The sequence below is a fragment of the Pseudomonas sp. WC1 genome (assembly GCF_050586565.1).
GTDB lineage: Bacteria > Pseudomonadota > Gammaproteobacteria > Pseudomonadales > Pseudomonadaceae > Aquipseudomonas.
Genome location: NZ_JBOBDQ010000011.1, coordinates 40,777 through 66,186 on the forward strand (window position 1 = coordinate 40,777; position 25,410 = coordinate 66,186).

Sequence of the window (25,410 nt, forward strand, 5' to 3'; positions counted from 1 at the left end):
CAGGCGAGGCAAGCGCAGAGCAATACGCTACAATCCCGCCCTTGTCGTTCAGCACTGCTACAGGATCCTCCATGTCGGTCTCCTTCGTTCACCTTCGCGTGCACTCCGAATTCTCCCTGGTCGACGGCCTGGTGCGGATCAAGCCGCTGGCCAAGGCCCTGGCCGGGATGAACATGCCGGCGGTGGCGATCACCGACCAGAGCAACATGTGCTCGCTGGTGAAGTTCTACAAGACCGCCATGGGCGCCGGCATCAAGCCGATCTGCGGCGCCGACCTGTGGCTGGCAGGGGTTGACCCGGAGGCGCCACTGTCGCGCATCTGTTTCCTGGCCATGAACCCCAAGGGTTACCGCAATCTCACCGAGCTGATCTCGCGCGGTTGGACCGATGGCCAGCGCAATGGGCTGGTGATCATCCAGCGCGACTGGATCGCCCCGGCCAGCGAGGGGCTGATTGCCCTGTCCGCGGGCAAGGAAGGCGACATCGGCATGGCGCTGATGGCCAATCGTCAGGACGAAGCCCAGGTACTGCTCGCTGACTGGATGAGCATGTTCCCCGAGCGCTTCTACGTCGAGGTGCAGCGTACCAACCGCGCTGGTGACGAGGAATACGTGCACGCTGCCGTGGCCTTGGCCGACAAGCTCGGCGCGCCACTGGTGGCGACCAACGACGTGCGTTTCGTCAAGCAGTCGGACTTCGACGCCCACGAGACCCGCGTGTGCATCGGCGAGGGTTGGACCCTGGACGACCCGCGCCGCCCGCGTGGCTACAGCGACCAGCAGTACCTAAAGTCCGCCGAAGAGATGGCCGAGCTGTTCAGTGACCTGCCGGATGCCATTGCCAACACCGTTGAGATCGCCAAGCGCTGCAACATCACCGTGCAGCTGGGCAAGTACTTCCTCCCCGACTTCCCGACGCCCAACGGCATGGGCATCGACGACTACCTGCGGCATGTCTCCCACGAAGGCCTGGAAGAGCGCCTGGCGGTGCTCTGGCCGAAGGAGACCACGCCCAACTACGAAGAGAAGCGCCAGGTCTACCTGGACCGCCTGAAGTTCGAGCTGGATATCATTATCCAGATGGGCTTCCCCGGTTACTTCCTGATCGTTATGGACTTCATCAAGTGGGCGAAGAACAACGACGTGCCGGTCGGCCCGGGCCGGGGGTCGGGTGCCGGCTCGCTGGTGGCCTACGTGCTGAAGATCACCGACCTCGACCCGTTGGCCTACGACCTGCTGTTCGAGCGCTTCCTCAACCCTGAACGTATTTCCATGCCCGACTTCGACGTCGACTTCTGCATGGATGGCCGCGACCGGGTGATCGACTACGTGGCCGAGGCCTACGGGCGCAACGCGGTGAGCCAGATCATCACCTTCGGCACCATGGCCGCCAAGGCGGTGGTGCGTGACGTGGCGCGGGTGCAGGGCAAGTCCTACGGCCTGGCCGACCGCCTGTCGAAGATGATCCCGTTCGAAGTGGGCATGACCCTGGAGAAGGCCTACGAGCAGGAAGAGATCCTGCGCGACTTCCTCAAGGGCGACGAGGATGCCCGCGAAATCTGGGACATGGCCCTCAAGCTCGAAGGTGTCACCCGCGGTACCGGCAAGCACGCCGGTGGCGTGGTGATCGCCCCGACCAAGCTTACCGACTTTTCGCCGATCGCCTGTGATGAAGAAGGCGGCGGCCTGGTGACCCAGTTCGACAAGGACGACGTCGAGGCCGCGGGCCTGGTGAAGTTCGACTTCCTCGGCCTGCGTACGCTGACGATCATCAAGTGGGCGATGGAAATCATCAACCGCGAGCAGGCCAAGAAGAACCTGCCCGACGTCAACATCGACTTCATTCCGCTGGACGACCGCAAGACCTACGAGTTGCTGCAGAAGGCTGAAACCACCGCAGTGTTCCAGCTCGAGTCGCGCGGCATGAAAGAGCTGATCAAGAAGCTCAAGCCTGACTGCCTGGAAGACCTTATCGCACTGGTGGCGCTGTTCCGCCCCGGTCCGCTGCAGTCGGGCATGGTGGACGACTTCATCAACCGCAAACACGGCCGCGCCGAGTTGGCCTACCCGCATGCGGACTACCAGTACGAAGGCCTCAAGCCCGTTCTTGCGCCGACCTACGGCATCATCCTGTACCAGGAACAGGTGATGCAGATCGCCCAGGTGATGGCCGGCTATACCCTCGGCGGCGCCGACATGCTGCGCCGGGCCATGGGTAAGAAAAAGCCCGAGGAAATGGCCAAGCAGCGTGGCGGTTTCATCGAAGGCTGCGTGGCCAACAACATTGATGCGGATCTGGCCGGTAACATCTTCGATCTGGTAGAGAAATTCGCCGGTTACGGGTTCAACAAATCTCACTCTGCGGCCTATGGCCTGGTCTCTTACCAGACAGCGTGGTTGAAGACCCACTACCCGGCGCCGTTCATGGCCGCGGTCCTGTCGGCGGATATGCACAACACCGACAAGGTAGTGGTGCTGGTCGAGGAAGTACGCAGCATGAAGCTGCGCCTCGACGCGCCGGACGTGAACTTCTCCGACTTCAAGTTCACCGTCAACAACGATGGCCGCATCGTCTATGGCCTGGGGGCGATCAAGGGGGTGGGCGAGGGGCCGGTGGAGGCGATCGTCGAGGCGCGTGCCCAGGGCGGCCCGTTCAAGGACCTATTTGATTTCTGCGAGCGCATCGACCTCAAGCGCGTCAACAAACGTACCCTCGATGCGTTGATCCGCAGTGGCGCGCTGGATCGTCTCGGCCCGCACTTCCATGACGAGATCAAGGCCTACCAGGCCAACATCGACATCAACCGCGCGACCCTGCTCTCGGCGCTGGGTGAGGCCGTCAAGGCTGCCGAACAGGCGGCCCATACCGCCGACAGTGGCCATGTCGACCTGTTCGGCGGCATGTTCGACGAGGCGGATGTCGACGTCTACGCCAACCACCGCAAGGTGAGGGAGTTGACGCTCAAAGAGCGCCTGAAAGGCGAAAAGGACACGCTCGGCCTATACCTCACCGGGCATCCGATTGATGAGTACGAGACCGAGATCCGCCGTTTCGCCCGCCAGCGTATTGTCGACTTGAAGCCCGCGCGGGATACCCAGACCATCGCCGGGATGATCATTGCCCTGCGCGTGATGAAGAACAAGAAGGGCGACAAGATGGGCTTCGTCACCCTCGACGACCGTTCCGGGCGCATCGAGGCCTCGTTGTTCGCCGATGCCTTCATGGGCGCCCAGGCCTTGCTGCAGACCGACGCCATGGTGGTGGTGGAGGGGGAGGTCAGTAACGACGATTTCTCCGGTGGCCTGCGCCTGCGGGTCAAGACGGTGATGACCATGGAGGATGCCCGTACCAAGCTGGCCGAAAGCCTGCGCCTGAAGGTCGCCCACGACGCGCTCAAGGGGGACCGCCTGAACTGGCTGGGCGAGCTGATCACCCGCCACCGTGGTGGCTGCCCGATCACCCTGGAGTACACCGGCAGCGACGCCAAGGCCATGCTGCAATTCGGCGACCAGTGGTCCATCGACCCGGCCGACGGCCTGATTCAGGCACTGCGTGACCAGTTCGGACGTGAGAACGTCTTCCTGCAATACCGTTGAAACGACGAATTTTAATCTCGACCTATATGCGCCTGATCCCTTAAGGTAGGGCGCCAAACGGATCAACCGGCCGGCCGCCTGGCCGTAGACCCAAGACGGAAGCCTATGAACCCGAATTTCCTCGATTTCGAACAGCCGATTGCCGACCTGCAAGCCAAGATCGAAGAGCTGCGCCTGGTGGGTAACGACAACTCGCTGAACATCAGCGATGAAATTGCCCGTCTGCAGGACAAGAGCAGCACCCTGACCGAGAGCATCTTCGGCAACCTGACCAGCTGGCAGATCGCCCGTCTGGCCCGTCACCCGCGCCGCCCCTACACCCTCGACTATATCGACCACCTCTTCACCGAGTTCGAAGAGCTGCACGGCGACCGTCACTTCTCCGACGACGCCGCCATCGTCGGTGGCACCGCGCGCCTGGACGACAAGCCGGTCATGGTCATCGGCCACCAGAAGGGCCGCGAGGTGCGTGAGAAGGTGCGCCGCAACTTCGGCATGCCGCGTCCCGAAGGCTATCGCAAGGCCTGTCGCCTGATGGAAATGGCCGAGCGTTTCAAGATGCCGATCCTGACCTTCATCGACACCCCGGGTGCCTATCCGGGCATCGACGCAGAAGAGCGCAACCAGAGCGAGGCCATTGCCTGGAACCTGCGCGTCATGGCGCGTCTGAAGACGCCGATCATCGCCACCGTGATTGGTGAGGGTGGTTCCGGCGGCGCACTGGCCATCGGCGTGTGCGACCAGCTGAACATGTTGCAGTACTCCACCTACTCGGTGATCTCGCCGGAAGGCTGCGCCTCTATCCTGTGGAAGACCGCCGACAAGGCCGCCGACGCCGCCGAGGCCATGGGCATCACCGCCGAGCGCCTGAAGAGCCTGAATATCGTCGACAAGGTCATCCAGGAGCCGCTGGGCGGCGCCCACCGTGATCCGGCCAAGATGTCCGCGAGCATCCGCGCCGACCTGATCGAACAGCTGGACATGCTCGGCAAGCTCGACAACGACGCGCTGCTCAAGCGCCGTTACGACCGCCTGATGAGCTACGGTCTCTGATGGATTCCAGGGGTCGCTTTGCGGCCCTTTCGCCGGCAAGCCGGCTCCCACAGGGGAATGCATACTTCTGTGGGAGCCGGCTTGCCGGCGAAAGGGGTGTGAAACGCCCCCCGCGATCTCCATCACGGTGAGGTCCAGGTGATCAACCTCACTCGCCAGTTTGCCCGTTGGCTCGATGCCACCGCCTGGTACGTCGCCTTCTCCGGCGGCCTCGACTCCACCGTCCTCCTGCACCTGCTGGCCGATTACGCCCGCAATCATCCCGCGCCCCCCTTGCGTGCCGTCCATGTGCATCATGGTCTGCAAGCCGCCGCTGATGCATGGCCCGCTCACTGCAAGACCGTCTGTGATGCCCTGGGCGTCGAGCTCGACGTTGTTCACGTTCAGGTAGCCCCGGGCGCCAGTCTTGAGCAGGCTGCCCGCGATGCCCGTTACACCGCGTTCGAAAAGCAGCTTGCCCCAGGCGCTGTGCTGTTCACCGGCCAGCACCGTGACGATCAGGCCGAAACCTTGCTGTTTCGTCTGCTGCGCGGCGCCGGCTTGCGTGGTCTGTCGGCCATGCCCGAGGCGCGCTCGTTGGGGCAGGGCAGGCTCGTGCGCCCGCTGCTGAAGGTTTCGCGTGAGCGCTTGCACGCTTATGCCCAGAGCAGGGGGTTGGTGTGGGTTGACGATCCCTCAAATACCGACACCACCTTCGCCCGCAACTTCCTGCGCGCAGAGGTCTTCCCGCTGCTGCGCGGTCGCTGGCCCCAGGCTGAGGGCAACCTGGCGCGCAGCGCCGAGCACCTGGGCGAGGCCCTCGGCCTGCTTGACGAGCTGGCCGCCACTGACCTGGCTCCGGCGTGCGACAATGCGCCGCTGCCCTGGCTCGGTCTTGCCTCCCTCGACCTCGCCGTACTCGAGGCGCTGTCACCGGCGCGCCAGCGCAATGCCCTGCAATGCTGGCTCGGTCGCCGCACCCGCCTGCCTGACAGTCGCCACTGGGCCGGTTGGGATGACCTGCGTGGCGCGGCAGGCGATGCCTGCCCGATCTGGCGCCTGACCGACGGTCAGTTGCAGCGCAGCCACGGGCGCATCTGGTGGCTGGACGGGCAATGGCTCCAAGCTCCGACGGGTGAATGGGCGTGGCCGAACCCGTCCACGCCCCTGGCGCTGCCGGGCAACGGCCAGGTGTGGCTGGAAGGCTGCATGGACAACACAGGCCTGCGCATCGCCTACCGTCAAGGCGGCGAAATGCTGGAGGTCAGTGGCCGTGGCCGGCGTGACCTCAAGCGTCTTCTCAACGAGCTGCAGGTCCCGCACTTCGTGCGCTCGCGCCTGCCACTGCTGTACCGGGGCGAGCAATTGCTGGCGGTGGCCAATCTGCCCGGACTCGCTCAGGCCGAATGTCAACTGCACTGGCAACCGCCGACGAACGTGCAAGGTTTGAGCTGAAGGGTACATTCCGGTAGACTACCCTCCCTTCTTGATACAACTTCTGTGGGTTCCGCGAAAACACAGCAGTTGCCGATTACCAAGCAGTTTTTTGCTGGGCTGATTTCTTAAAATGACGAGCGAGCTCCATGCCGGGGACACCCCTGGTCTGTACAGACGCGGCAGTTTTTCGAGATGCACTGTGATTGACGCAGGTGATCGGGGGCTTCGGCCTTCCTTCGCTTTCTCCGGCGGCGCTGGCCGCCTTAACGCAGACTTCTAGGGTTTTTCATGACGCGCTACATATTCGTCACGGGCGGTGTTGTTTCTTCATTGGGGAAAGGCATTGCCTCGGCTTCCCTGGCGGCCATCCTGGAAGCGCGGGGGCTTAAAGTCACCATGCTCAAGCTGGACCCGTACATCAACGTCGACCCGGGCACCATGAGCCCGTTCCAGCACGGTGAAGTGTTCGTCACCCACGACGGCGCCGAGACCGACCTCGACCTGGGCCACTACGAGCGGTTCATCCGCACCACGATGACCCAGAACAACAACTTCACCACCGGCCGTATCTACGAGCACGTGCTGCGCAAGGAGCGCCGTGGTGATTATCTGGGCGCGACCATCCAGGTCATCCCGCACATCACCGACGAAATCAAGCGCCGCATCATCAAGGGTGCCGGCGATGCCGACGTCGCGCTGGTCGAGATCGGCGGCACCGTGGGCGACATCGAGTCGCAGCCGTTCCTCGAGGCCATCCGCCAGCTGCGCGTCGAAGTGGGCTCCAAGCGCGCCATGCTGATGCACCTGACCCTGGTCCCGTACATCGCCACCGCCGGCGAGACCAAGACCAAGCCGACCCAGCACTCGGTCAAGGAACTGCGCTCCATCGGTCTGCAGCCTGACGTGCTGATCTGCCGCTCCGACCACCCGGTCGACGCCTCGTCGCGCCGCAAGATTGCGCTGTTCACCAACGTCGAAGAGCGTGCGGTGATTTCGCTGGAAGACGTCGACACCATCTACAAGATCCCAGGCGTGCTGCATGCCCAGGGCCTGGACGACTTCGTCGTCGAGCGCTTCGGCCTGCAGTGCAACAGCGCCGACCTGTCCGAGTGGGACAAGGTCGTCGACGCCAAGCTCAACCCTGAGCAGGAAGTGACCATCGCCATGGTCGGCAAGTACATGGAGCTGCTGGACGCGTACAAGTCGCTGATCGAAGCGATGAGCCACGCCGGCATCACCAACCGCACCAAGGTCAACCTGCGCTACATCGACTCCGAAGACATCGAGAACCAGGGCACCAGCCTGCTCGAAGGCGCCGATGCCATCCTGGTCCCGGGCGGTTTCGGCCTGCGCGGTGTTGAAGGCAAGATCACCGCGGTGCAGTACGCCCGTGAGAACAAGGTCCCGTACCTGGGCATCTGCCTCGGCATGCAGGTTGCCGTGATCGAATTCGCCCGTAACGTGATGGGCTGGAAAGACGCCAACTCCACCGAGTTCGACCGCAACAGCGGCCACCCGGTCGTTGGTCTGATCACCGAGTGGGCCGATGCCACCGGCGCGGTCGAGACCCGTACCGAAGCGTCCGACCTGGGCGGCACCATGCGCCTGGGCGCTCAGGACTGCCAACTGGCTGCCGGTTCCAAGGTGCACGACTGCTACGGCAAGGACATCATCACGGAGCGTCACCGCCACCGCTACGAAGTCAACAACAACCTGCTGCCGCAGCTGGTCGAAGCTGGCCTGCAGGTGTCCGGTCGCTCCGAAGACGGCGCGCTGGTTGAAGTGGTCGAGTCCAAGGATCACCCATGGTTCGTCGCCTGCCAGTTCCACCCGGAGTTCACCTCGACGCCACGTGACGGTCATCCGCTGTTCAGCGGTTTCGTCAAGGCTGCCCTGGCACAGAAGAACAAGGCCTGATCCATGACTCAGAAGATCATTCGCGTCGGTAACATCGAGATCGCCAACGACAAGCCGTTCGTCCTTTTCGGCGGCATGAACGTCCTGGAGTCCCGTGACCTGGCCCTGAAGGTCTGCGAGGAGTACGTGCGGGTTACCGAGAAGCTCGGTATCCCGTATGTGTTCAAGGCCAGCTTCGACAAGGCCAATCGTTCGTCGGTCAACTCGTACCGCGGCCCGGGCATGGAAGAGGGCCTGAAGATCTTCGAGGAGATCAAGCAGACCTTCAACGTGCCGGTGATCACCGACGTGCACGAACCCTACCAGTGCGAACCGGTGGCCAAGGTGTGCGACATCATCCAGCTGCCGGCCTTCCTGTCGCGCCAGACCGACCTGGTCGTGGCGATGGCCAAGACCGGTGCGGTGATCAACATCAAGAAGGCGCAGTTCCTGGCGCCCCACGAGATGAAGCACATCCTCGCCAAGTGCGTCGAGGCCGGCAACGACCAGCTCATCCTCTGTGAGCGCGGCTCGAGCTTCGGCTACAACAACCTCGTTGTGGACATGCTCGGCTTCGGCATCATGAAGCAGTTCGAGTACCCGGTGTTCTTCGACGTGACCCACTCGTTGCAGACCCCGGGCGGTCGCGCCGACTCCGCCGGTGGCCGCCGCGCCCAGGTAACCGACCTGGCCAAGGCTGGCATGAGCCAAGGCCTGGCCGGCCTGTTCCTCGAAGCGCATCCGGACCCGGACAACGCCAAGTGCGATGGCCCGTGCGCCCTGCGCCTGGACAAGCTTGAGCCGTTCCTGGCACAGCTCAAGCAGCTGGACGACCTGGTGAAAAGTTTTCCGACGGTAGAAACCGCGTAAAGCTCATTTCTCGGGTAAAGTACCGCCCGTTCCACCCCTGACCTTTCGGTCAGGGGCTCCCTTCGCCAGGCCTGCCCGTGCCATGTCGCCTGGTGAACGGCAAGAATTCCCAAAAGCTGCGTTGTTTTCGTCAATTCTGGAGTGCTTACAACAATGGCAAAGATCGTCGACATCAAAGGTCGTGAAGTTCTCGATTCGCGTGGCAACCCCACCGTGGAAGCCGATGTACTGCTCGACAACGGCATCATCGGCAGCGCCTGCGCGCCGTCGGGTGCTTCCACTGGCTCGCGCGAAGCGCTGGAGCTGCGTGATGGCGACAAGAGCCGTTACCTGGGCAAGGGCGTGCTGAAGGCCGTCGCCAACATCAACGGCCCGATCCGCGACCTGCTGCTGGGCAAGGACCCATCGGACCAGAAAGCCCTGGACCGCGCGATGATCGAGCTGGACGGCACCGAGAACAAGGCCAAGCTGGGCGCCAACGCCATCCTCGCCGTGTCCCTGGCTGCCGCCAAGGCCGCCGCCCAGGATCAGGACCTGCCGCTGTACGCGCACATCGCCAACCTCAACGGCACGCCGGGTCAGTATTCCATGCCGGTGCCGATGATGAACATCATCAATGGCGGCGAGCACGCCGACAACAACGTCGACATCCAGGAGTTCATGGTCCAGCCAGTTGGCGCCAAGACCTTCTCCGACGGCCTGCGCATGGGCACCGAGATCTTCCACCACCTCAAGGCCGTACTGAAGGCCCGTGGCCTGAATACCGCCGTCGGTGACGAAGGTGGCTTCGCCCCGAACCTGGCTTCCAACGAAGACGCCCTGGGCGCCATCGCCGAAGCTGTCGAGAAAGCCGGCTACAAGCTGGGCACCGACGTGACCCTGGCCCTGGACTGCGCGGCTTCCGAGTTCTACGAAGACGGCAAGTACAACCTGTCCGGTGAAGGCAAGTCGTTCGACGCCGAAGGCTTCGCCGAATACCTGAAGGGCCTGACCGAGCGCTTCCCGATCATCTCGATCGAAGACGGCCTGGACGAGTCCGACTGGGCTGGCTGGAAGATCCTCACCGACAAGATCGGCGAGAAAGTCCAGCTGGTCGGCGACGACCTGTTCGTGACCAACACCAAGATCCTGAAGGAAGGCATCGAGAAGGGCATCGGCAACTCGATCCTGATCAAGTTCAACCAGATCGGCTCGCTGACCGAGACCCTCGAAGCCATCCAGATGGCCAAGGCCGCTGGCTACACCGCGGTGATTTCGCACCGTTCCGGTGAAACCGAGGACTCGACCATCGCCGACCTGGCCGTGGGCACTGCCGCTGGCCAGATCAAGACCGGCTCGCTGTGCCGCTCCGACCGCGTCAGCAAGTACAACCAACTACTGCGCATCGAAGAGCAACTGGGCGCCAAAGCCGTGTATCGCGGCCGTGCCGAGTTTCGCGGCTGAGCAAGAGATGGTAAAAAGGCAGCAGCCGGGGCCTGCTGAACGTTCGTACTGATCGTTCGGTTGCCTCCACGGGTTTCTGTCGACGAAGCCTGGCCTCGGCCAGGCTTCGTGCTATCGGAAGCTCGCTGCGGCGGCCTTTTTTACCCTGGATATCTTCATGCGCAGTCCCTATTGGTTGTTCCTCGTCCTGCTCCTGCTGCTCGGCGGCCTGCAATATCGCCTTTGGGTAGGTAATGGCAGCCTGGCGCAAGTGACCGAACTCAAGCAGCAGATCGCCGACCAGCATGCGGAAAACGAACGCCTGCTGGAACGCAATCGCGTGCTGGATGCCGAGGTCCTGGAGTTGAAGAAAGGTATGGAGACCGTGGAAGAACGGGCTCGTCATGAACTGGGGATGGTCAAGGAGGGCGAAACCCTCTACCAGCTGCCACAGAAATGACAAACAAACTGCCGGCCTTCTGGGCCGTGATTCCCGCCGCGGGCATTGGCGCCCGCATGGCTGCCGACCGTCCCAAGCAGTATCTGCAACTGGGCGGTCAGACCATTCTCGAGCATAGCCTCGACTGTTTCCTCGACCATTCCATGCTCAAGGGCGTGGTGGTCAGCATTGCCGAACACGACCCTTATTGGCCCGGCCTGCGCTGTGCCAGCGATCCGCGTATCCAGCGTGCCCCGGGTGGTGACGAGCGCGCTGACTCGGTGCTCAATGCGCTATTGCTGCTGCACGCCCAGGGCGCGTCGGATGACGACTGGGTGCTGGTGCACGACGCCGCGCGGCCGAATCTGGCGCGTGGCGATCTGGACAAGTTGCTGTCAGCCCTGGCTGAAGATCCCGTCGGTGGATTGCTCGCCGTACCCGCTCGGGACACGCTCAAGCGTGCCGACGGCGAGGGCAGGGTGGCGGCGACGGTCGATCGCAGCACCGTCTGGCAAGCCTACACCCCGCAGATGTTCCGCCTCGGCATGTTGCACCGGGCGCTGGCCGAGTGCCTGGTGTCCGATGTAGCAGTCACCGATGAGTCGTCCGCCATCGAGTGGGCCGGGTATGCGCCGCGCCTGGTCGAAGGGCGCAGCGACAATATCAAGGTGACTCGGCCAGAGGACTTGGAGTGGCTGCGCCAGCGCTGGGCTGGGCGTCGCTGAGCGATGGTCTGACGCCGTACCTGTAGGAGCGGCTTCAGCCGCGATCACCCGCGAAGCGGGTGCCTGACCGCGTTGCCCGCATCGCGGCTAAGGCCGCTCCTGCAAAGGCGTGGTGCGATACTCCGGCAACTGCGCCAACCCTTCCTTGAGATAGTCCACCAACCGCCGCACCTTCGGCGACAGATGCCGTTGTTGCGGATACAACGCCCATACCGCTGTATTCGGCGGTTGGTGCCCCTCCAGCAACGACACCAGCGCCCCGCTATGCAGGTGCTCAAGCACGTAGTAATCCGGCAACTGGCAGAGGCCCATCCCCTGCAGCGCCGCATCCAGCACCGCCTGGCCGCTGTTGCAGCGCCAGTTGCCCTGTACCCGCTGGCTGATCTCGCGACCCTCCTGCTGCAGCGCCCACAGGTCGGAGCTGCCGACCAGGCAATTGTGCCGCGCCAACTCCGACACGCTGTGCGGCCGCCCATAGCGTGCCAGGTAGGCCGGTGATGCGCACAGGTACATGCGTCGCGGCGCCAGGCGCGTGGCCACCAGCCGGGAATCCTGCAGGCGGCCCAGGCGGATCGCCAGGTCCATGCCCTCATGCAGCAGGTCGAGGGTGCGGTTGCTCAACTCCACCTCCACCCGCAACTGCGGGTACAGCGCCATGAAGCGCGTCACCAGCGGCACGATGAAGCGCTCGCCATAGGCTACCGCGCAGGTCAGGCGCAGCAGGCCTTTGGGTTCGCTGGCCAGGTCGCCCATGGCGCGCAACGCTTCCTCGCGGCCATCCTGCAGGCGCTGGCAGTGCTGGAGAAAGGTCTGCCCGGCTTCGCTGAGGGTCACCCGCCGCGTGCTGCGGTACAGCAGGCGGGTCTGCAAGCGTTCCTCCAGGCGGGCGATCTGCCGACTGATGTGCGACGAAGACACTCCGAGGCGTTCGGCAGCGGCGGTGAACTGGCCCATTTCTGCCACGGCGACGAATTCGTCGATGCCTTCCCAGCGGCTGCTCAATGGATTATCCCTGTGTGGCAATAATGTTTTGTGAATGGCCGGATTATTCATCAAAAGGCAGTGAATTACACTGCTTGCCTGCAATCGACACTCTTGTCTGGAGACCTTTGATGATCAAGTCACGCGCTGCTGTAGCCTTCGAGGCCAAGAAACCCCTGGAAATCGTCGAAGTGGACGTGGCCATGCCCAAGGCCGGCGAAGTGCTGCTGCGCGTCGTCGCCTCGGGTGTCTGCCATACCGACGCCTATACCCTGTCTGGCGCCGACCCGGAAGGCATCTTCCCGTCGATTCTCGGCCATGAGGGCGGGGCGATCGTCGAGGCGGTTGGCGAGGGCGTGACCTCGGTGGCGGTCGGCGACCACGTGATCCCGCTGTACACCCCGGAATGCGGCAAGTGCAAATTCTGCCTGTCGGGCAAGACCAACCTGTGCCAGGCCATCCGCGCCACGCAGGGCAAGGGCCTGATGCCCGACGGCACCACCCGCTTCAGCTACAAGGGCCAGCAGCTGTTCCACTACATGGGCACCTCGACCTTCTCCGAGTACACCGTGCTGCCGGAAATCTCCGTGGCCAAGATCCAGAAAGAGGCCCCGCTGGAAAAGGTCTGCCTGCTCGGCTGCGGCGTGACCACCGGTATCGGCGCGGTGCTCAACACCGCCAAGGTCAAGCCGGGTGACACTGTGGCCATCTTCGGCCTCGGCGGCATCGGTCTGTCGGCAGTGATCGGCGCGGTCAAGGCCAAGGCTTCGCGCATCATCGCCATCGACATCAACCCGGCCAAGTTCGAGATCGCCCGCCAGCTGGGCGCCACCGACTGCATCAACCCGAAAGACTACGACCGCCCGATCCAGGAAGTGATCGTCGATCTCACCGACGGCGGCGTGGACTTTTCCTTCGAGTGCATCGGCAATGTGCAACTGATGCGCGCGGCGCTGGAATGCTGCCACAAGGGCTGGGGCGAGTCGGTGATCATTGGCGTGGCCGGTGCCGGCCAGGAAATCGCCACCCGTCCGTTCCAGCTGGTCACCGGTCGCGTCTGGCGCGGTTCGGCCTTCGGCGGCGTGCGTGGCCGCAGTGAGCTGCCGAGCTACGTGGAAATGTCCGAGAAAGGCGAGATCCCGCTGGACACCTTCATTACCCATACCATGGGCCTGGAGGACATCAACAAAGCTTTCGACCTGATGCACGAAGGCAAGAGCATCCGCAGCGTAATCCACTTCTGAGGCCCTCGCCATGACGCTGGAAAACATCTCTTGCCAGAAAAGCTTTGGCGGCTGGCACAAGCGTTACCGGCACAGCTCCAAGGTGCTTGCCTGCGACATGGTGTTCGCGGTGTACCTGCCGCCCCAGGCCGAGCAGGGCGAAAAGCTGCCGGTGCTGTACTGGCTCAGCGGCCTGACCTGCACCGACGAGAACTTCATGCAGAAGGCCGGCGCCCAGCGCCTGGCCGCGGAGCTTGGGCTGATCATCGTCGCCCCGGACACCAGCCCGCGTGGCGAGCAGGTGCCGGGTGATCCGGACGGTGCCTGGGACTTCGGCCTCGGCGCGGGGTTCTACCTCAATGCCACCCAGCAGCCCTGGGCGCGCAACTACCAGATGCACGACTACGTGGTGCACGAGTTGCCGGAGTTGATCGAGGAGCATTTCCCGGCGTCAAGCCAGCGCAGTATCAGTGGCCACTCGATGGGCGGGCATGGCGCGCTGGTCTGCGCCTTGCGCAACCCGGGGCGCTACCGCTCGGTGTCGGCGTTCTCACCGATCAGCAATCCAATGGATTGCCCTTGGGGTGAGAAGGCCTTCAGCCGCTACCTGGGCGAAGACCGGGCGCAGTGGCGCGAGTGGGATGCCAGTGTGCTGCTGGCCGAGGCGGATGAATGCCCGCCGCTGCTGGTGGACCAGGGGGATCGCGATGACTTCCTTGAAAAGCAGCTCAAGCCAGAGGCGCTGGAGCAGGCGGCCCGTAAGGGCGGCCATGGGCTGACCCTGCGCCTGCAGCCAGGCTACGACCATAGCTACTACTTCATCGCCAGCTTCATCGATGAACACCTGCGCCATCATGCGGTGGCACTGGGCAGGGTCTGAGCCGCAGGCCCGTGAAGCAGCCCCAATACCGCAAAAGCAGGTAGAATCACGCCCTGACTCAATCAGGGCGTTCTTCTATGCGTATTGGCCACGGCTACGATGTCCATCGTTTCTGCGACGGTGATTTCATTACCTTGGGCGGGGTGCGTATCCCCCACAAGTTCGGCCTGCTGGCCCACTCCGACGGCGACGTGCTGCTGCACGCCCTGAGCGATGCCTTGCTGGGTGCCGCGGCGCTGGGCGACATCGGCAAGCATTTCCCCGACACCGACCCGCAGTTCAAGGGCGCCGACAGCCGGGTGCTGCTGCGCCACGTGGTCGCTGTCGTGCGTGACAAGGGCTGGAAGGTCGGCAATGTCGACGCCACCATCGTCGCCCAGGCACCAAAGATGGCCCCGCACATCGAGACCATGCGCCAGCACATCGCCGCAGACCTGCAGGTCGAGCTCGACCAGGTCAACGTCAAGGCCACCACTGAAGAAAAGCTGGGCTTCACCGGCCGCGAGGAGGGCATCGCCGTGCATGCGGTCGCCCTGCTGCTGCCAGCATGACCGAACTGGAACTGCTAGGCCCTCGGGCCTCGGGCGATGTCTTGGGCACCGCGGTGCTCAAGGCGGTGGCTGAAGACTTCCAGGTCGATGAAGTCCTCGATATCCCGCTGTCCGGCCAGGGCGAGCACCTGTGGCTGTGGGTCGAGAAGCGTGACCTCAACACCGAGGAGGCGGCTCGCCGCCTGGCCCGCGCCGCCGGCGTGCCGGTGCGTGCCATCAGCTATGCCGGCCTCAAGGACCGCCAGGCCCTGACCCGCCAGTGGTTCAGCCTGCACCTGCCGGGCAAGGCCGACCCAGACCTGTCCCGTGCCGAGGACGACACCCTGCGCGTGCTCAAGCAGGTGCGCCACCAGCGCAAGCTGCAGCGTGGCGCGCATTCGGCCAATGGCTTCACCTTGCGCCTGACCGCGCTGCAGGCCGACCACCAGGCCCTTGATGCCCGCCTGGAGCAACTCAAGCAGCAGGGCGTGCCCAACTACTTCGGCAGCCAGCGCTTCGGCCATGCCGGTGGCAACGTGCACGACGCACAGGGCTGGGCCGCTCGCCAGGCGCTGCCCGAGCAGCGCAACCTGCGTTCGCGGCTGCTGTCGGCCGGGCGCAGCTACCTGTTCAACCAGGTGCTGGCCGCCCGTGTCGCCGATGGCAGCTGGCAGCGCGCCCAGGTCGGCGACCTGCTGGCCTTCACCGACAAGCGCAGCTTCTTCGTGGCCGGCGAGGCCGAGTGCAACGACCCGCGCCTGGCCATTCTCGACCTGCACCCGACGGGCCCGCTGTGGGGCGCCGGTGCGGCACCGAGCCAGGGCGCGACCCTCGACCTCGAGTCCACGGTCGCCGGACGTCATCCGGCGCTGTGCGATTGGCTGGCGCGAGCGGGCATGGATCACGAACGGCGCATCCTGCGGCTCCCTATTGGGCGGCTGACGTGGCATTATCCCGAGCCTGATATCCTGCAACTGGAATTCGTCCTTCCGGCCGGATGCTTCGCCACCGTGGTGGTGCGCGAACTCGTCGATCTGGTGCCGGCAGGGCAGACGGACAGCCCATGCGTATTCTGATTTCGAATGACGACGGAGTTACCGCACCCGGCCTCGCCGCGCTGCATGAAGCGTTGGTGGACTATGCCGAGTGCGTGGTGATTGCCCCGGATCAAGACAAAAGCGGTGCCGGCAGCTCGCTGACACTGGACCGGCCGCTGCATCCGCAGACGCTGGCCAACGGCTTCATCAGCCTCAACGGCACGCCGACCGACTGCGTGCACCTGGGGCTCAACGGCCTGTTGCCGGAAACCCCGGACATGGTGGTGTCCGGCATCAACCTGGGCGCCAACCTGGGGGATGACGTGCTCTATTCGGGCACGGTGGCTGCGGCGTTGGAGGGGCGCTTCCTCGGCGGCACCTCGCTGGCCTTCTCGCTGCTGTCGCGCCTGCCCGACAACTTGCCGACCGCCGCCTACATCGCCCGGCGCCTGGTCGAGGCGCAGTCGCGCCTGGAGCTGCCGCCGCGCACCGTGCTCAACGTCAATATCCCCAACCTGCCGCTGGAGCATATACGTGGCATCCAGCTTACCCGCCTGGGGCACCGCGCGCGTGCCGCGGCACCGACCAAGGTGGTCAACCCGCGGGGCAAGGAAGGCTACTGGATCGCCGTGGCCGGCGATGCCGAAGATGGCGGCCCGGGCACCGACTTCCATGCCGTGATGCAGGGTTACGTGTCGATCACCCCGCTGCAACTGGACCGCACCTTCAACGATGCCTTCGAGCGCCTCGACGGTTGGCTGGAGGGCCTGCTCTGATGCGCGAACAGGACGATCTGCAGCGCCGCGGCATCGGCATGACCTCCCAGCGTACCCGGGAGCGGCTGATCCAGCGGCTCTATGAAGAAGGCGTGTCGAACGCCAAGGTACTCGAGGCCATTCGTCGCACCCCGCGCCACCTGTTCGTCGATGAAGCCCTGGCCCATCGCGCCTATGAAGACACGGCGCTGCCGATCGGCCACAACCAGACGATCTCCCAGCCGTTCATGGTCGCGCACATGAGCGAGCTGTTGCTGGAGGCAGGCCCCCTGGACAAGGTGCTGGAGATCGGCACCGGCTCGGGCTACCAGACCGCGATCCTGGCCCAGCTGGTCGAGCGGGTGTTCTCGGTGGAGCGCATCAAGGTGCTGCAGGACCGGGCCAAGGAGCGCCTGGTCGAGCTCAACCTGCGCAACGTGGTGTTCCGTTGGGGCGACGGCTGCGAAGGTTGGCCGGCGTTGGCGCCTTACAACGGCATCATCGTCACCGCAGTCGCGCCTGAAGTGCCGCAGGCACTGCTCGATCAGCTGGCGCCGGGCGGACGCATGGTGATCCCGGTCGGGCCGGCGGGGGAGACCCAGCAACTGATGCTGATCGTGCGCGAAGAGCATGGCTTCTCGCGGCGGGTACTCGGCGCCGTGCGCTTCGTGCCGCTGCTCAATGGCCCACTGGCCTGAGCGGCGTAACGGAATATTTGCGGCGACGACGAATTCTTGCGCCTGGGCCCTGTCTATCTGGCGTGGCGCTTTTCGTACTGGATCAGGCCAACAGCGAGTCACCCCAAGCAGGGTGGCTCGGTTATAATTGAAACAATATTGCATTTTTGTATCGTCATTTTTTGACAGCATGAGGGGAGCGCGGGTGGGTCACACAGGCATGCGGCAGCGCAAGGATCGGTCGGTTTTGAAGCTTCTGGTGATCGCGCTGGCCATGGGGACCCTGCTGGCTGGCTGTTCCAGCACCAGCTCGAACGGCGCCCGCGTGGTCGACCGCAACAACGCCGCGCCCAAGCGCCCGACCGTCACCTCGGGGCAGTACATCGTCAAACCCGGCGACACGCTGTTCTCCATTGCCTTCCGCTACGGTTGGGACTACAAGGAGCTGGCGGCACGCAACAATATTCCCGCCCCCTACACCATCCGCCCGGGCCAGCCGATCCGTTTCAGCAGCGGCGCGGGGGGCAGCACGACGGTCGTCGGCAGCGCTTCTTCATCGAGCCGGACCACCGTGATCCGTCGGCCGGTTGCCACTACGGCGCCGGCAAGCAGCAATGGCAAAAGTGCCACAACTGCCCCTTCCACCACCTCGCAAACGGTTGCCCAGGTGCCCGCCGCAGAGCGCGCGGTTGGCGGTTGGACGTGGCCGGCGAATGGCGTGCTGATTGGAAAATTCGCTTCAAACGGTAGTTTGAATAAAGGCATTGATATCGCCGGTGATTTGGGACAGCCTGTTTTTGCTGCGTCTGATGGAGCGGTGGTCTACGCCGGCAGTGGCTTGAGGGGCTATGGCGAGCTCATCATCATCAAACACAGCGATACCTACGTCAGTGCCTACGGTCACAACCGCAGGCTTTTGGTTCGGGAGGGGCAGCAGGTCAAGGCAGGGCAGACGATCGCAGAAATGGGGTCCACGGGCACTGATCGGGTGAAGCTGCATTTCGAGATTCGCCGCCAGGGCAAACCCGTCGATCCTCTCCAGTTCCTGCCACGCCGTTGATCATTGTCCCGGCCTGTTCCTTGGATGTAGAGGGGACAGGCTCCAGCGCTGCCATGGAAGGGTGACGCTCGAGTCTGAGTTCGAACTCAGCAAAGGACTATAACAATGGCTCTCAGTAAAGAAGTGCCGGAGTTTGACATCGACGATGACCTGCTTCTGATGGAGACGGGCATCGTTTTGGAAACGGATGTGGTGTCAGACGAACCTGCTGTACCTTCGGTTCGGACCAAGTCGAAACAGGGCGCGTCGCTCAAGCAGCACAAGTACATCGACTACAGTCGGGCACTTGACGCGACCCAACTGTATCTCAACGAAATCGGCTTCTCGCCTCTGCTTTCGCCAGAGGAAGAAGTGCATTTCGCGCGCCTGTCGCAAAAAGGCGACCCTGCCGGGCGCAAGCGCATGATCGAGAGCAACCTGCGCCTGGTGGTCAAGATTGCCCGCCGTTACGTCAATCGTGGCCTGTCGCTGCTCGACCTGATCGAGGAAGGCAACCTGGGCCTGATCCGTGCGGTGGAGAAGTTCGACCCCGAACGCGGTTTCCGCTTCTCGACCTACGCGACCTGGTGGATCCGCCAGACCATCGAGCGGGCGATCATGAACCAGACCCGCACCATCCGCCTGCCCATTCACGTGGTCAAGGAACTCAACGTCTACCTGCGCGCCGCCCGCGAGCTTACGCAAAAGCTCGACCACGAGCCGTCGCCTGAGGAGATCGCCAGCCTTCTGGAGAAGCCAGTGGCCGAGGTCAAGCGCATGCTCGGCCTGAACGAGCGGGTGTCCTCGGTGGATGTTTCGCTGGGGCCCGACTCTGACAAGACGCTGCTCGACACCCTCACCGATGACCGTCCCACCGACCCATGCGAACTGCTGCAGGATGATGACCTGTCGCAGAGCATCGACCAGTGGCTGGGCGAGTTGACCGACAAGCAGCGTGAGGTGGTGGTTCGGCGTTTCGGCCTGCGTGGGCATGAAAGCAGTACCCTGGAGGATGTCGGGCTGGAGATCGGCCTGACCCGTGAGCGGGTGCGGCAGATCCAGGTCGAAGGCCTGAAGCGCCTGCGCGAGATTCTCGAGAAGAATGGCTTGTCCAGCGAGTCGCTGTTCCAGTAGTCACTGACGTGCGCCAGGCAAACGCCCCGACATGTTCGGGGCGTTTGCTTGAGTGGCTTGCATGATCGACAGGAATGAAAAAGCCCCGCCATCAAGGCGGGGCTTTCCGTTCAGATGGCAAGCGTTACTGGATCTGGCTGACCGAACGTGGCGCCACCGGTTGGTTGTCGTTGGAGATGGTCACTTCCACCCGACGGTTCTGCGCACGGCCCGAGTTGCTGCCGTTGTCCGCTACCGGATACTCCTTGCCATAACCCTGGGCGACGATGCGCGCAGGGTCCACGCCGGCACGCACCAGTGCCATGCGCACCGCGGCGGCGCGACGTTCGGACAGGGTCTGGTTGTAGTTGGCCGAACCGACGCTGTCGGTGTAGCCCTCGACGATCACCTTGCGCTCAGGGTTTTCCTGGAGGAACTGCGCCAGTTTGGTGACGTTCGGGTAGGCGCTGCTCTTGAGCTCGGCCTTGTTGAAGTCGAACAGCACATCGCCGAAGGTCACCAGGGTGCCACGGTCGGTCTGCTTGGCGTTGAGGCTGTCCTGCAGTTTCTTGATCTGCGCATCGCGGGCGTCAAGTTTGGCCTGGGCGCGTTGTGCCGCGGCGTTTTTCAGTTCACCTTCCGCGGTGCGCAGCGCGATGGTCTGCTTGGCCACTTCGACGCGTTGATTGGTGAGGTAGGCGAGCTGGTCGACCTTCTTCTCATCCTCGCGATCCATGTAGGCCTTGTCGGCCTTGTTCAGCCAGTCCTGGGCGTCCTTGGTCTCGAGCGCGGCCACCTTGCTCGACTGCGGATCGCTCTGCAGGGCGGAGAAATTGGTGCGGGCCGACTCGAGGTTGGCGTTCGGGTCGTGGGAGCAGGCGGCAAGGCCGACGCTCAGGGCCAGCAGGGCGGGAATCATGACGTAGTTGCGCATAGTGTTCATCCTTTGATCTTTAAACGAAGGCTATAGAGGCAGGGCAGGCTTACTCAGCGCTGCGCAGGCCTTCCTCACGTACGTCCTGGACGCCCTGGCGGGCATCCTGCACGGCCTTCTGGGCCTTGGCAGCCTGGGCTTTGCGCTCGGCAAGGCGGGCGTCCCATTCGGCCTGCTCGGCCAGCAGCTTGGCCTCGTCATACTTCTTGTCGTGCATGGCGATTTCGGCCTTCTTGAACTTGTCCTGGGCAGCCTTCATTTCCACTGCTGCGAACTCGGTGCCACCGGCGCTGACCGCCGAGTTGACCGCCGATTGGGTCACGGCGTACTGCTCGGTAGGCGGCTTGCCCGCGCAGCCGGCCAGCACCAGGCTGCTGCCCAGGGCCAGCGCGGCCAGCTTGAGCCCGCGCAGATGAGTGGAGGAAGGTTGTGCGATGCGGGTCTTCATGGTGGTCAACTCCATTGGGTCACTCCTGTTAAACGACGATGCCACGCAGTGACAATCGCTGTTCCCCTGTTGCCAGCGTCGGGCGCAAAGGCCCGTGTTTACAGGGTTTTGCCGTGATGGCTATTGGCTGTGACCGAAGCGGTTTTTGAATAGTTCAGAAAAATTTGCACGCTAAAGGTATTTTTTTCTGACTAATCAGTCAGCGGATTTCGCCTGGAACTTCCGCTGCAAATGACGGTATGCCGGGCGGTGCCCGGCACCCGCAAGGGCTCAGTGCGAGGGGGCTTTCCGTACCCGGCCAAGGGCCTGCAGATGGCGCCTGGAAAGGGCCAGGAAGCGCGGCGTAGGGCCGATGTCCTCGTACAACGGGTCGCCTTCCTCGTCGGTGGCGATCACCTGCTGGCCCTTGACGTAGGGGAAGCTGGCCTCGAGCTCTTCCAGTGCCGCCGCCACCAGCTCGCCCAGGAGTTCCTCGGGGCTGCGCTTGGGGTACATGTCGATCAGCGCGGCCAGGCGCGCTTCTGCTTCCATGTCCAGGTGCAGGACATGGCCGGTGGGGCTCAGGCGGCCGGCGGCGTTCTGTTCCCAGTGCTGGGCGAGTTGGCGAATTTTCATGATGACCTCTGTCAAAGCCTGGAGTGGCATTGCTTCGGATGACCTGTGTTTACTTTAGTTGCTTTGGCGGCTCGCGGCTTGCCAGGGGCGGGCGCGAGTGGGCACTCTTGGGCGCATGCGGTTTCCTGGAGTGGAGAAGGCTGATGAGTGATATCGATCTGCGCTTGCGCGAGGATGTGCACCTTTTGGGAGAACTGCTTGGCGAGACCATCCGCCAGCAGCATGGCGAGGCGTTCCTGCAGAAGATCGAGGACATCCGCCACAGCGCCAAGGCCGACCGGCGCGAGGCGGGCGAGCAACTGAGCTCGACCCTGGGCGATCTGGCCGAGGAGGACCTGCTGCCGGTGGCGCGGGCGTTCAACCAGTTCCTCAACCTGGCCAACATCGCCGAGCAGTACCAGCTGATCCGCCGCCGTGACGCCGGCCAGCCCGAACCGTTCGAGGCCCGCGTGCTCCCCGAATTGCTGGCGCGCCTGAAGGCGGCTGGCCATGGCAACGATGAGCTGGCCCGGCAACTGGGCAAGTTGCACATCGAGCTGGTGCTTACCGCGCACCCCACCGAGGTGGCCCGGCGTACCTTGATCCAGAAGTACGACGCCATTGCCGCGCAGCTGGCCGCGCAGGACCACCGCGACCTCATCCCCGCCGAGCGCCAGCAGGTGCGCGAGCGCCTGCGCCGGTTGATCGCCGAGTCCTGGCACACCGAGGAAATCCGCAGGACCCGGCCGACGCCGGTGGACGAGGCCAAGTGGGGCTTCGCGGTGATCGAGCATTCATTGTGGCAGGCGGTGCCCAACCACCTGCGCAAGGTCGACACGGCACTGTTCGAGGCGACCGGGATGCACCTGCCACTGGAGGCGGCGCCGGTTCGCTTTGCTTCCTGGATGGGCGGTGATCGTGACGGCAACCCCAATGTCACGGCGGCGGTAACCCGCGAAGTGCTGCTGCTGGCGCGCTGGATGGCCGCCGACCTGTTCCTGCGTGATATCGACTACCTGGCCGCCGAGCTGTCCATGCAGCAGGCCAGCGCCGCACTCAAGGAAAAGGTCGGGGACAGCGCCGAACCTTACCGGGCGCTGCTCAAGCAGTTGCGCGACCGCCTGCGTGCCACCCGCGCCTGGGCCCACGCCTCGTTGGCCGCGACGCAGCCGGCCAGCGCGGCGGTGCTGGTGGACAATCGCGACCTTATCGCGCCGTTGGAGCTGTGCTACCAGTCGCTGCATGAGTGCGGCATGGGCGTGATTGCCGACGGCCCGTTGCTCGACTGCCTGCGCCGGGCGGTGACGTTTGGTCTGTTCCTGGTGCGCCTGGATGTGCGTCAGGACGCTGCCCGCCATCGCGATGCGCTGTCGGAAATCACCGACTACCTCGGGCTCGGCCGCTATGCCGAGTGGGACGAAGAGCGACGCATCACCTTCCTCCAGACCGAGCTGAAGAATCGCCGCCCGTTGCTGCCGGCGCACTTCCAGCCCCAGGCCGATACCGCCGAAGTACTCGCCACCTGCCGCGAAATCGCCGCGGCCCCGGCGGCGTCGCTGGGTTCGTACGTGATATCCATGGCCGGCGCGGCGTCCGACGTGCTGGCGGTGCAGCTGTTGCTCAAAGAGGCCGGGTTGACCCGGTCGATGCGCGTGGTACCCCTGTTCGAGACCCTGGCCGACCTGGATAACGCAGGCCCGGTCATGGAGCGCCTGCTCGGGCTGCCGGGCTATCGCGCCGGGCTGCAGGGCCCGCAAGAGGTGATGATCGGCTATTCCGACTCGGCCAAGGATGCCGGCACCACGGCGGCGGCCTGGGCCCAGTACCGTGCTCAGGAAAACCTGGTGCGCATCTGCCGTGAACACCAGGTCGAGCTGCTGCTGTTCCATGGCCGCGGTGGCACGGTGGGACGTGGCGGTGGCCCTGCTCACGCGGCGATCCTGTCGCAGCCGCCGGGCTCGGTGGGCGGGCGTTTTCGCACCACCGAACAGGGCGAGATGATCCGTTTCAAGTTCGGTCTGCCGGGCATCGCCGAACAGAACCTCAATCTCTACCTGGCCGCGGTGCTGGAGGCGACCCTGTTGCCACCGCCGCCGCCTGAGCCGGCCTGGCGCGCACTGATGGACCAGCTGGCCGCCGACGGCGTCAAGGCCTACCGCGCCGTGGTGCGCGAGAATCCGGACTTCGTCGAGTACTTCCGCCAGTCCACCCCCGAGCAGGAGCTTGGCCGGCTGCCGCTGGGCAGCCGCCCGGCCAAGCGCCGCGCCGGCGGCATCGAAAGCCTGAGGGCGATCCCTTGGATCTTCGGCTGGACCCAGACACGGCTGATGCTGCCGGCCTGGCTCGGCTGGGAGACCGCGCTGAACAATGCCCTGGCACGCGGGCAGGGGACGCTGCTGGCGCAGATGCGCGAACAATGGCCGTTCTTCCGTACCCGCATCGACATGCTGGAGATGGTCCTGGCCAAGGCCGATGCGCAGATCGCCGAGGCCTACGACGAACGTCTGGTGCAACCCGAACTGCTGCCGTTGGGCGCGCACCTGCGCGACCTATTGTCGCAGTCGTGCCAAGTGGTACTGGGGCTGACCGGGCAGTCGGTGCTACTGGCGCACAGCCCGGAAACCCTGGAATTCATCCGCCTGCGCAACACCTACCTGGACCCGTTGCACCGCCTGCAAGCCGAGTTGCTGGCACGCTCGCGCAGCCGTGAAGCCGCTCTGGACAGCCCGTTGGAACAGGCCTTGCTGGTGACGGTGGCCGGGATCGCGGCCGGCTTGCGCAACACCGGCTGAGTTAGGCCGAGGGTAGGCGCGGTGAGTGGCAGGGCTGGCCGTGGCCGCTCCTTCCATGGCCGGTTGCGCCCGGCGCAACCTGTCCCCCGGCAAGCTGCAAGTGGCGCATTCCTGCCACTTTGGGACGCTTGTCGGGGGGGCGGGCGCTGTGTATCTTGAGCAGCCTTTTGACCGATTTTGCGGTCTCGACCGATTTTTCCGGAGTTGGCCTTGTGCGCCGAATCCGTTGATTTGCATAAAAAATATGAGGAGCACAAGATGCGCGTAATTCTGCTGGGAGCTCCCGGGGCCGGTAAAGGTACTCAGGCAAAGTTCATCACCGAGAAGTTCGGTATTCCCCAGATCTCCACCGGTGACATGCTGCGTGCCGCCGTCAAGGCCGGTACCCCACTGGGCCTGGAGCTGAAAAAGGTCATGGATGCCGGCCAGCTGGTCTCCGACGAGCTGATCATCAGCCTGGTCAAGGAGCGCATCGCGCAGGCTGACTGCGCCAACGGCTGCCTGTTCGACGGCTTCCCGCGCACCATCCCGCAGGCTGAAGCCATGGTCGCTGCTGGCGTCGACATCGACGCAGTGGTCGAAATCGCCGTGGACGACGAAGAAATCGTCGGCCGCATGGCTGGCCGTCGCGTGCACCTGGCATCCGGCCGCACCTACCACATCCAGTACAACCCACCGAAAGTGGAAGGCAAGGACGACGTCACCGGCGAAGACCTGATCCAGCGCGATGATGACAAGGAAGAAACCGTGCGTCACCGCCTGTCGGTCTACCACAGCCAGACCAAGCCGCTGGTGGACTTCTACCAGAAGCTGTCGGCCGCCAACGCCGGCAAGCCGAAGTACAGCCACATCGAAGGCGTCGGTTCGGTCGAATCGATCACCGCCAAGGTACTGGCAGCCCTGAGCTGATCCGTCACCGTGCGTCACGACGGCCCGCTTGCGGGCCGTTGTCGTTTATACTGCCGCTCTTTTCCCCTGTCGCCTGGATAC

General features: G+C 64.1%; 22 protein-coding genes. 18 read left to right on the forward strand and 4 right to left on the reverse strand.

Annotation, left to right across the window (positions count from 1 at the left end):
- Positions 1–71 precede the first annotated feature (71 nt).
- The 8 genes from dnaE to ispD all read left to right on the forward strand — a co-directional run bounded on the left by dnaE (position 72) and on the right by ispD (position 11,417).
- On the forward strand, positions 72–3,596 hold the full coding sequence (dnaE, locus tag ACQ4OD_RS07550; protein ID WP_102684058.1) for a DNA polymerase III subunit alpha: 3,525 nt from the start codon (positions 72–74) through the stop codon (positions 3,594–3,596).
- Positions 3,597–3,701: 105 nt separating this feature from the next.
- Complete coding sequence (locus ACQ4OD_RS07555; protein ID WP_023628729.1) at positions 3,702–4,649, forward strand: acetyl-CoA carboxylase carboxyltransferase subunit alpha; 948 nt, start codon at positions 3,702–3,704, stop codon at positions 4,647–4,649.
- Between the two features lie 138 nt (positions 4,650–4,787).
- Positions 4,788–6,083, forward strand: coding sequence for a tRNA lysidine(34) synthetase TilS (tilS, locus tag ACQ4OD_RS07560; protein ID WP_430944114.1), 1,296 nt, complete (start codon positions 4,788–4,790; stop codon positions 6,081–6,083).
- Between the two features lie 270 nt (positions 6,084–6,353).
- Entirely contained in the window at positions 6,354–7,982 is a 1,629-nt protein-coding gene (locus tag ACQ4OD_RS07565) for a CTP synthase (protein WP_046854404.1), read from the forward strand.
- 3 nt (positions 7,983–7,985) lie between these two features.
- Complete coding sequence (gene kdsA / locus ACQ4OD_RS07570) at positions 7,986–8,831, forward strand: 3-deoxy-8-phosphooctulonate synthase (protein WP_028690660.1); 846 nt, start codon at positions 7,986–7,988, stop codon at positions 8,829–8,831.
- Positions 8,832–8,984: 153 nt separating this feature from the next.
- Positions 8,985–10,274 (forward strand): phosphopyruvate hydratase, encoded by a 1,290-nt coding sequence (eno, locus tag ACQ4OD_RS07575; protein WP_027920020.1) that lies wholly within the window; start codon positions 8,985–8,987, stop codon positions 10,272–10,274.
- A gap of 157 nt (positions 10,275–10,431) precedes the next feature.
- Positions 10,432–10,713 (forward strand): cell division protein FtsB, encoded by a 282-nt coding sequence (ftsB, locus tag ACQ4OD_RS07580; protein ID WP_011535259.1) that lies wholly within the window; start codon positions 10,432–10,434, stop codon positions 10,711–10,713.
- Positions 10,710–11,417 carry a 2-C-methyl-D-erythritol 4-phosphate cytidylyltransferase gene (gene ispD / locus ACQ4OD_RS07585; RefSeq protein WP_139669207.1) on the forward strand — a complete coding sequence of 236 codons (708 nt, stop codon included), beginning with the start codon at positions 10,710–10,712 and terminating at the stop codon, positions 11,415–11,417. The genes ftsB and ispD overlap by 4 nt, the downstream gene beginning before the upstream one ends.
- Before the next feature lie 87 nt (positions 11,418–11,504).
- On the opposite strand, the gene ACQ4OD_RS07590 is transcribed toward ispD, so the two are convergent.
- Positions 11,505–12,419, reverse strand: coding sequence for a LysR substrate-binding domain-containing protein (locus tag ACQ4OD_RS07590; RefSeq protein ID WP_102684061.1), 915 nt, complete (start codon positions 12,417–12,419; stop codon positions 11,505–11,507).
- A gap of 110 nt (positions 12,420–12,529) precedes the next feature.
- On the opposite strand from ACQ4OD_RS07590, the gene ACQ4OD_RS07595 reads away from it, so the two are divergent.
- The 8 genes from ACQ4OD_RS07595 to rpoS all read left to right on the forward strand — a co-directional run bounded on the left by ACQ4OD_RS07595 (position 12,530) and on the right by rpoS (position 19,673).
- On the forward strand, positions 12,530–13,642 hold the full coding sequence (locus ACQ4OD_RS07595; protein ID WP_016712915.1) for an S-(hydroxymethyl)glutathione dehydrogenase/class III alcohol dehydrogenase: 1,113 nt from the start codon (positions 12,530–12,532) through the stop codon (positions 13,640–13,642).
- A gap of 10 nt (positions 13,643–13,652) precedes the next feature.
- Entirely contained in the window at positions 13,653–14,501 is an 849-nt protein-coding gene (gene fghA / locus ACQ4OD_RS07600; RefSeq protein WP_110701900.1) for an S-formylglutathione hydrolase, read from the forward strand.
- A gap of 77 nt (positions 14,502–14,578) precedes the next feature.
- Positions 14,579–15,052 carry a 2-C-methyl-D-erythritol 2,4-cyclodiphosphate synthase gene (gene ispF / locus ACQ4OD_RS07605; protein WP_102684063.1) on the forward strand — a complete coding sequence of 158 codons (474 nt, stop codon included), beginning with the start codon at positions 14,579–14,581 and terminating at the stop codon, positions 15,050–15,052.
- On the forward strand, positions 15,049–16,107 hold the full coding sequence (truD, locus tag ACQ4OD_RS07610) for a tRNA pseudouridine(13) synthase TruD (protein WP_430944115.1): 1,059 nt from the start codon (positions 15,049–15,051) through the stop codon (positions 16,105–16,107). Before ispF ends, truD begins: the two co-directional genes overlap by 4 nt.
- Positions 16,095–16,844: a 5'/3'-nucleotidase SurE gene (surE, locus tag ACQ4OD_RS07615; protein ID WP_046854410.1), complete on the forward strand. Its 750-nt coding sequence runs from the start codon at positions 16,095–16,097 to the stop codon at positions 16,842–16,844. The genes truD and surE overlap by 13 nt, the downstream gene beginning before the upstream one ends.
- A 38-nt stretch (positions 16,845–16,882) precedes the next feature.
- Positions 16,883–17,521, forward strand: coding sequence for a protein-L-isoaspartate(D-aspartate) O-methyltransferase (locus ACQ4OD_RS07620; RefSeq protein ID WP_162175259.1), 639 nt, complete (start codon positions 16,883–16,885; stop codon positions 17,519–17,521).
- 184 nt (positions 17,522–17,705) lie between these two features.
- Entirely contained in the window at positions 17,706–18,560 is an 855-nt protein-coding gene (locus ACQ4OD_RS07625; RefSeq protein ID WP_430944124.1) for a peptidoglycan DD-metalloendopeptidase family protein, read from the forward strand.
- Between the two features lie 105 nt (positions 18,561–18,665).
- The gene (gene rpoS, locus ACQ4OD_RS07630; RefSeq protein WP_011535249.1) at positions 18,666–19,673 is read left to right on the forward strand and encodes an RNA polymerase sigma factor RpoS; all 1,008 of its coding nucleotides are present in this window, start codon (positions 18,666–18,668) and stop codon (positions 19,671–19,673) included.
- Between the two features lie 124 nt (positions 19,674–19,797).
- On the opposite strand, the gene ACQ4OD_RS07635 is transcribed toward rpoS, so the two are convergent.
- The 3 genes from ACQ4OD_RS07635 to ACQ4OD_RS07645 all read right to left on the reverse strand — a co-directional run bounded on the left by ACQ4OD_RS07635 (position 19,798) and on the right by ACQ4OD_RS07645 (position 21,649).
- Positions 19,798–20,586, reverse strand: coding sequence for an OmpA family protein (locus ACQ4OD_RS07635; RefSeq protein ID WP_139669215.1), 789 nt, complete (start codon positions 20,584–20,586; stop codon positions 19,798–19,800).
- Between the two features lie 49 nt (positions 20,587–20,635).
- On the reverse strand, positions 20,636–21,049 hold the full coding sequence (locus ACQ4OD_RS07640) for a DUF4398 domain-containing protein (protein WP_023630101.1): 414 nt from the start codon (positions 21,047–21,049) through the stop codon (positions 20,636–20,638).
- 255 nt (positions 21,050–21,304) lie between these two features.
- Positions 21,305–21,649 (reverse strand): pilin assembly protein, encoded by a 345-nt coding sequence (locus tag ACQ4OD_RS07645; RefSeq protein WP_198755151.1) that lies wholly within the window; start codon positions 21,647–21,649, stop codon positions 21,305–21,307.
- A 143-nt stretch (positions 21,650–21,792) separates the two neighbouring features.
- Between ACQ4OD_RS07645 and ppc the strand changes: the two genes are divergently transcribed.
- Positions 21,793–24,420 carry a phosphoenolpyruvate carboxylase gene (gene ppc / locus ACQ4OD_RS07650; protein WP_430944116.1) on the forward strand — a complete coding sequence of 876 codons (2,628 nt, stop codon included), beginning with the start codon at positions 21,793–21,795 and terminating at the stop codon, positions 24,418–24,420.
- 258 nt (positions 24,421–24,678) lie between these two features.
- Positions 24,679–25,329, forward strand: coding sequence for an adenylate kinase (gene adk / locus ACQ4OD_RS07655; protein ID WP_023632584.1), 651 nt, complete (start codon positions 24,679–24,681; stop codon positions 25,327–25,329).
- Positions 25,330–25,410 lie beyond the last annotated feature (81 nt).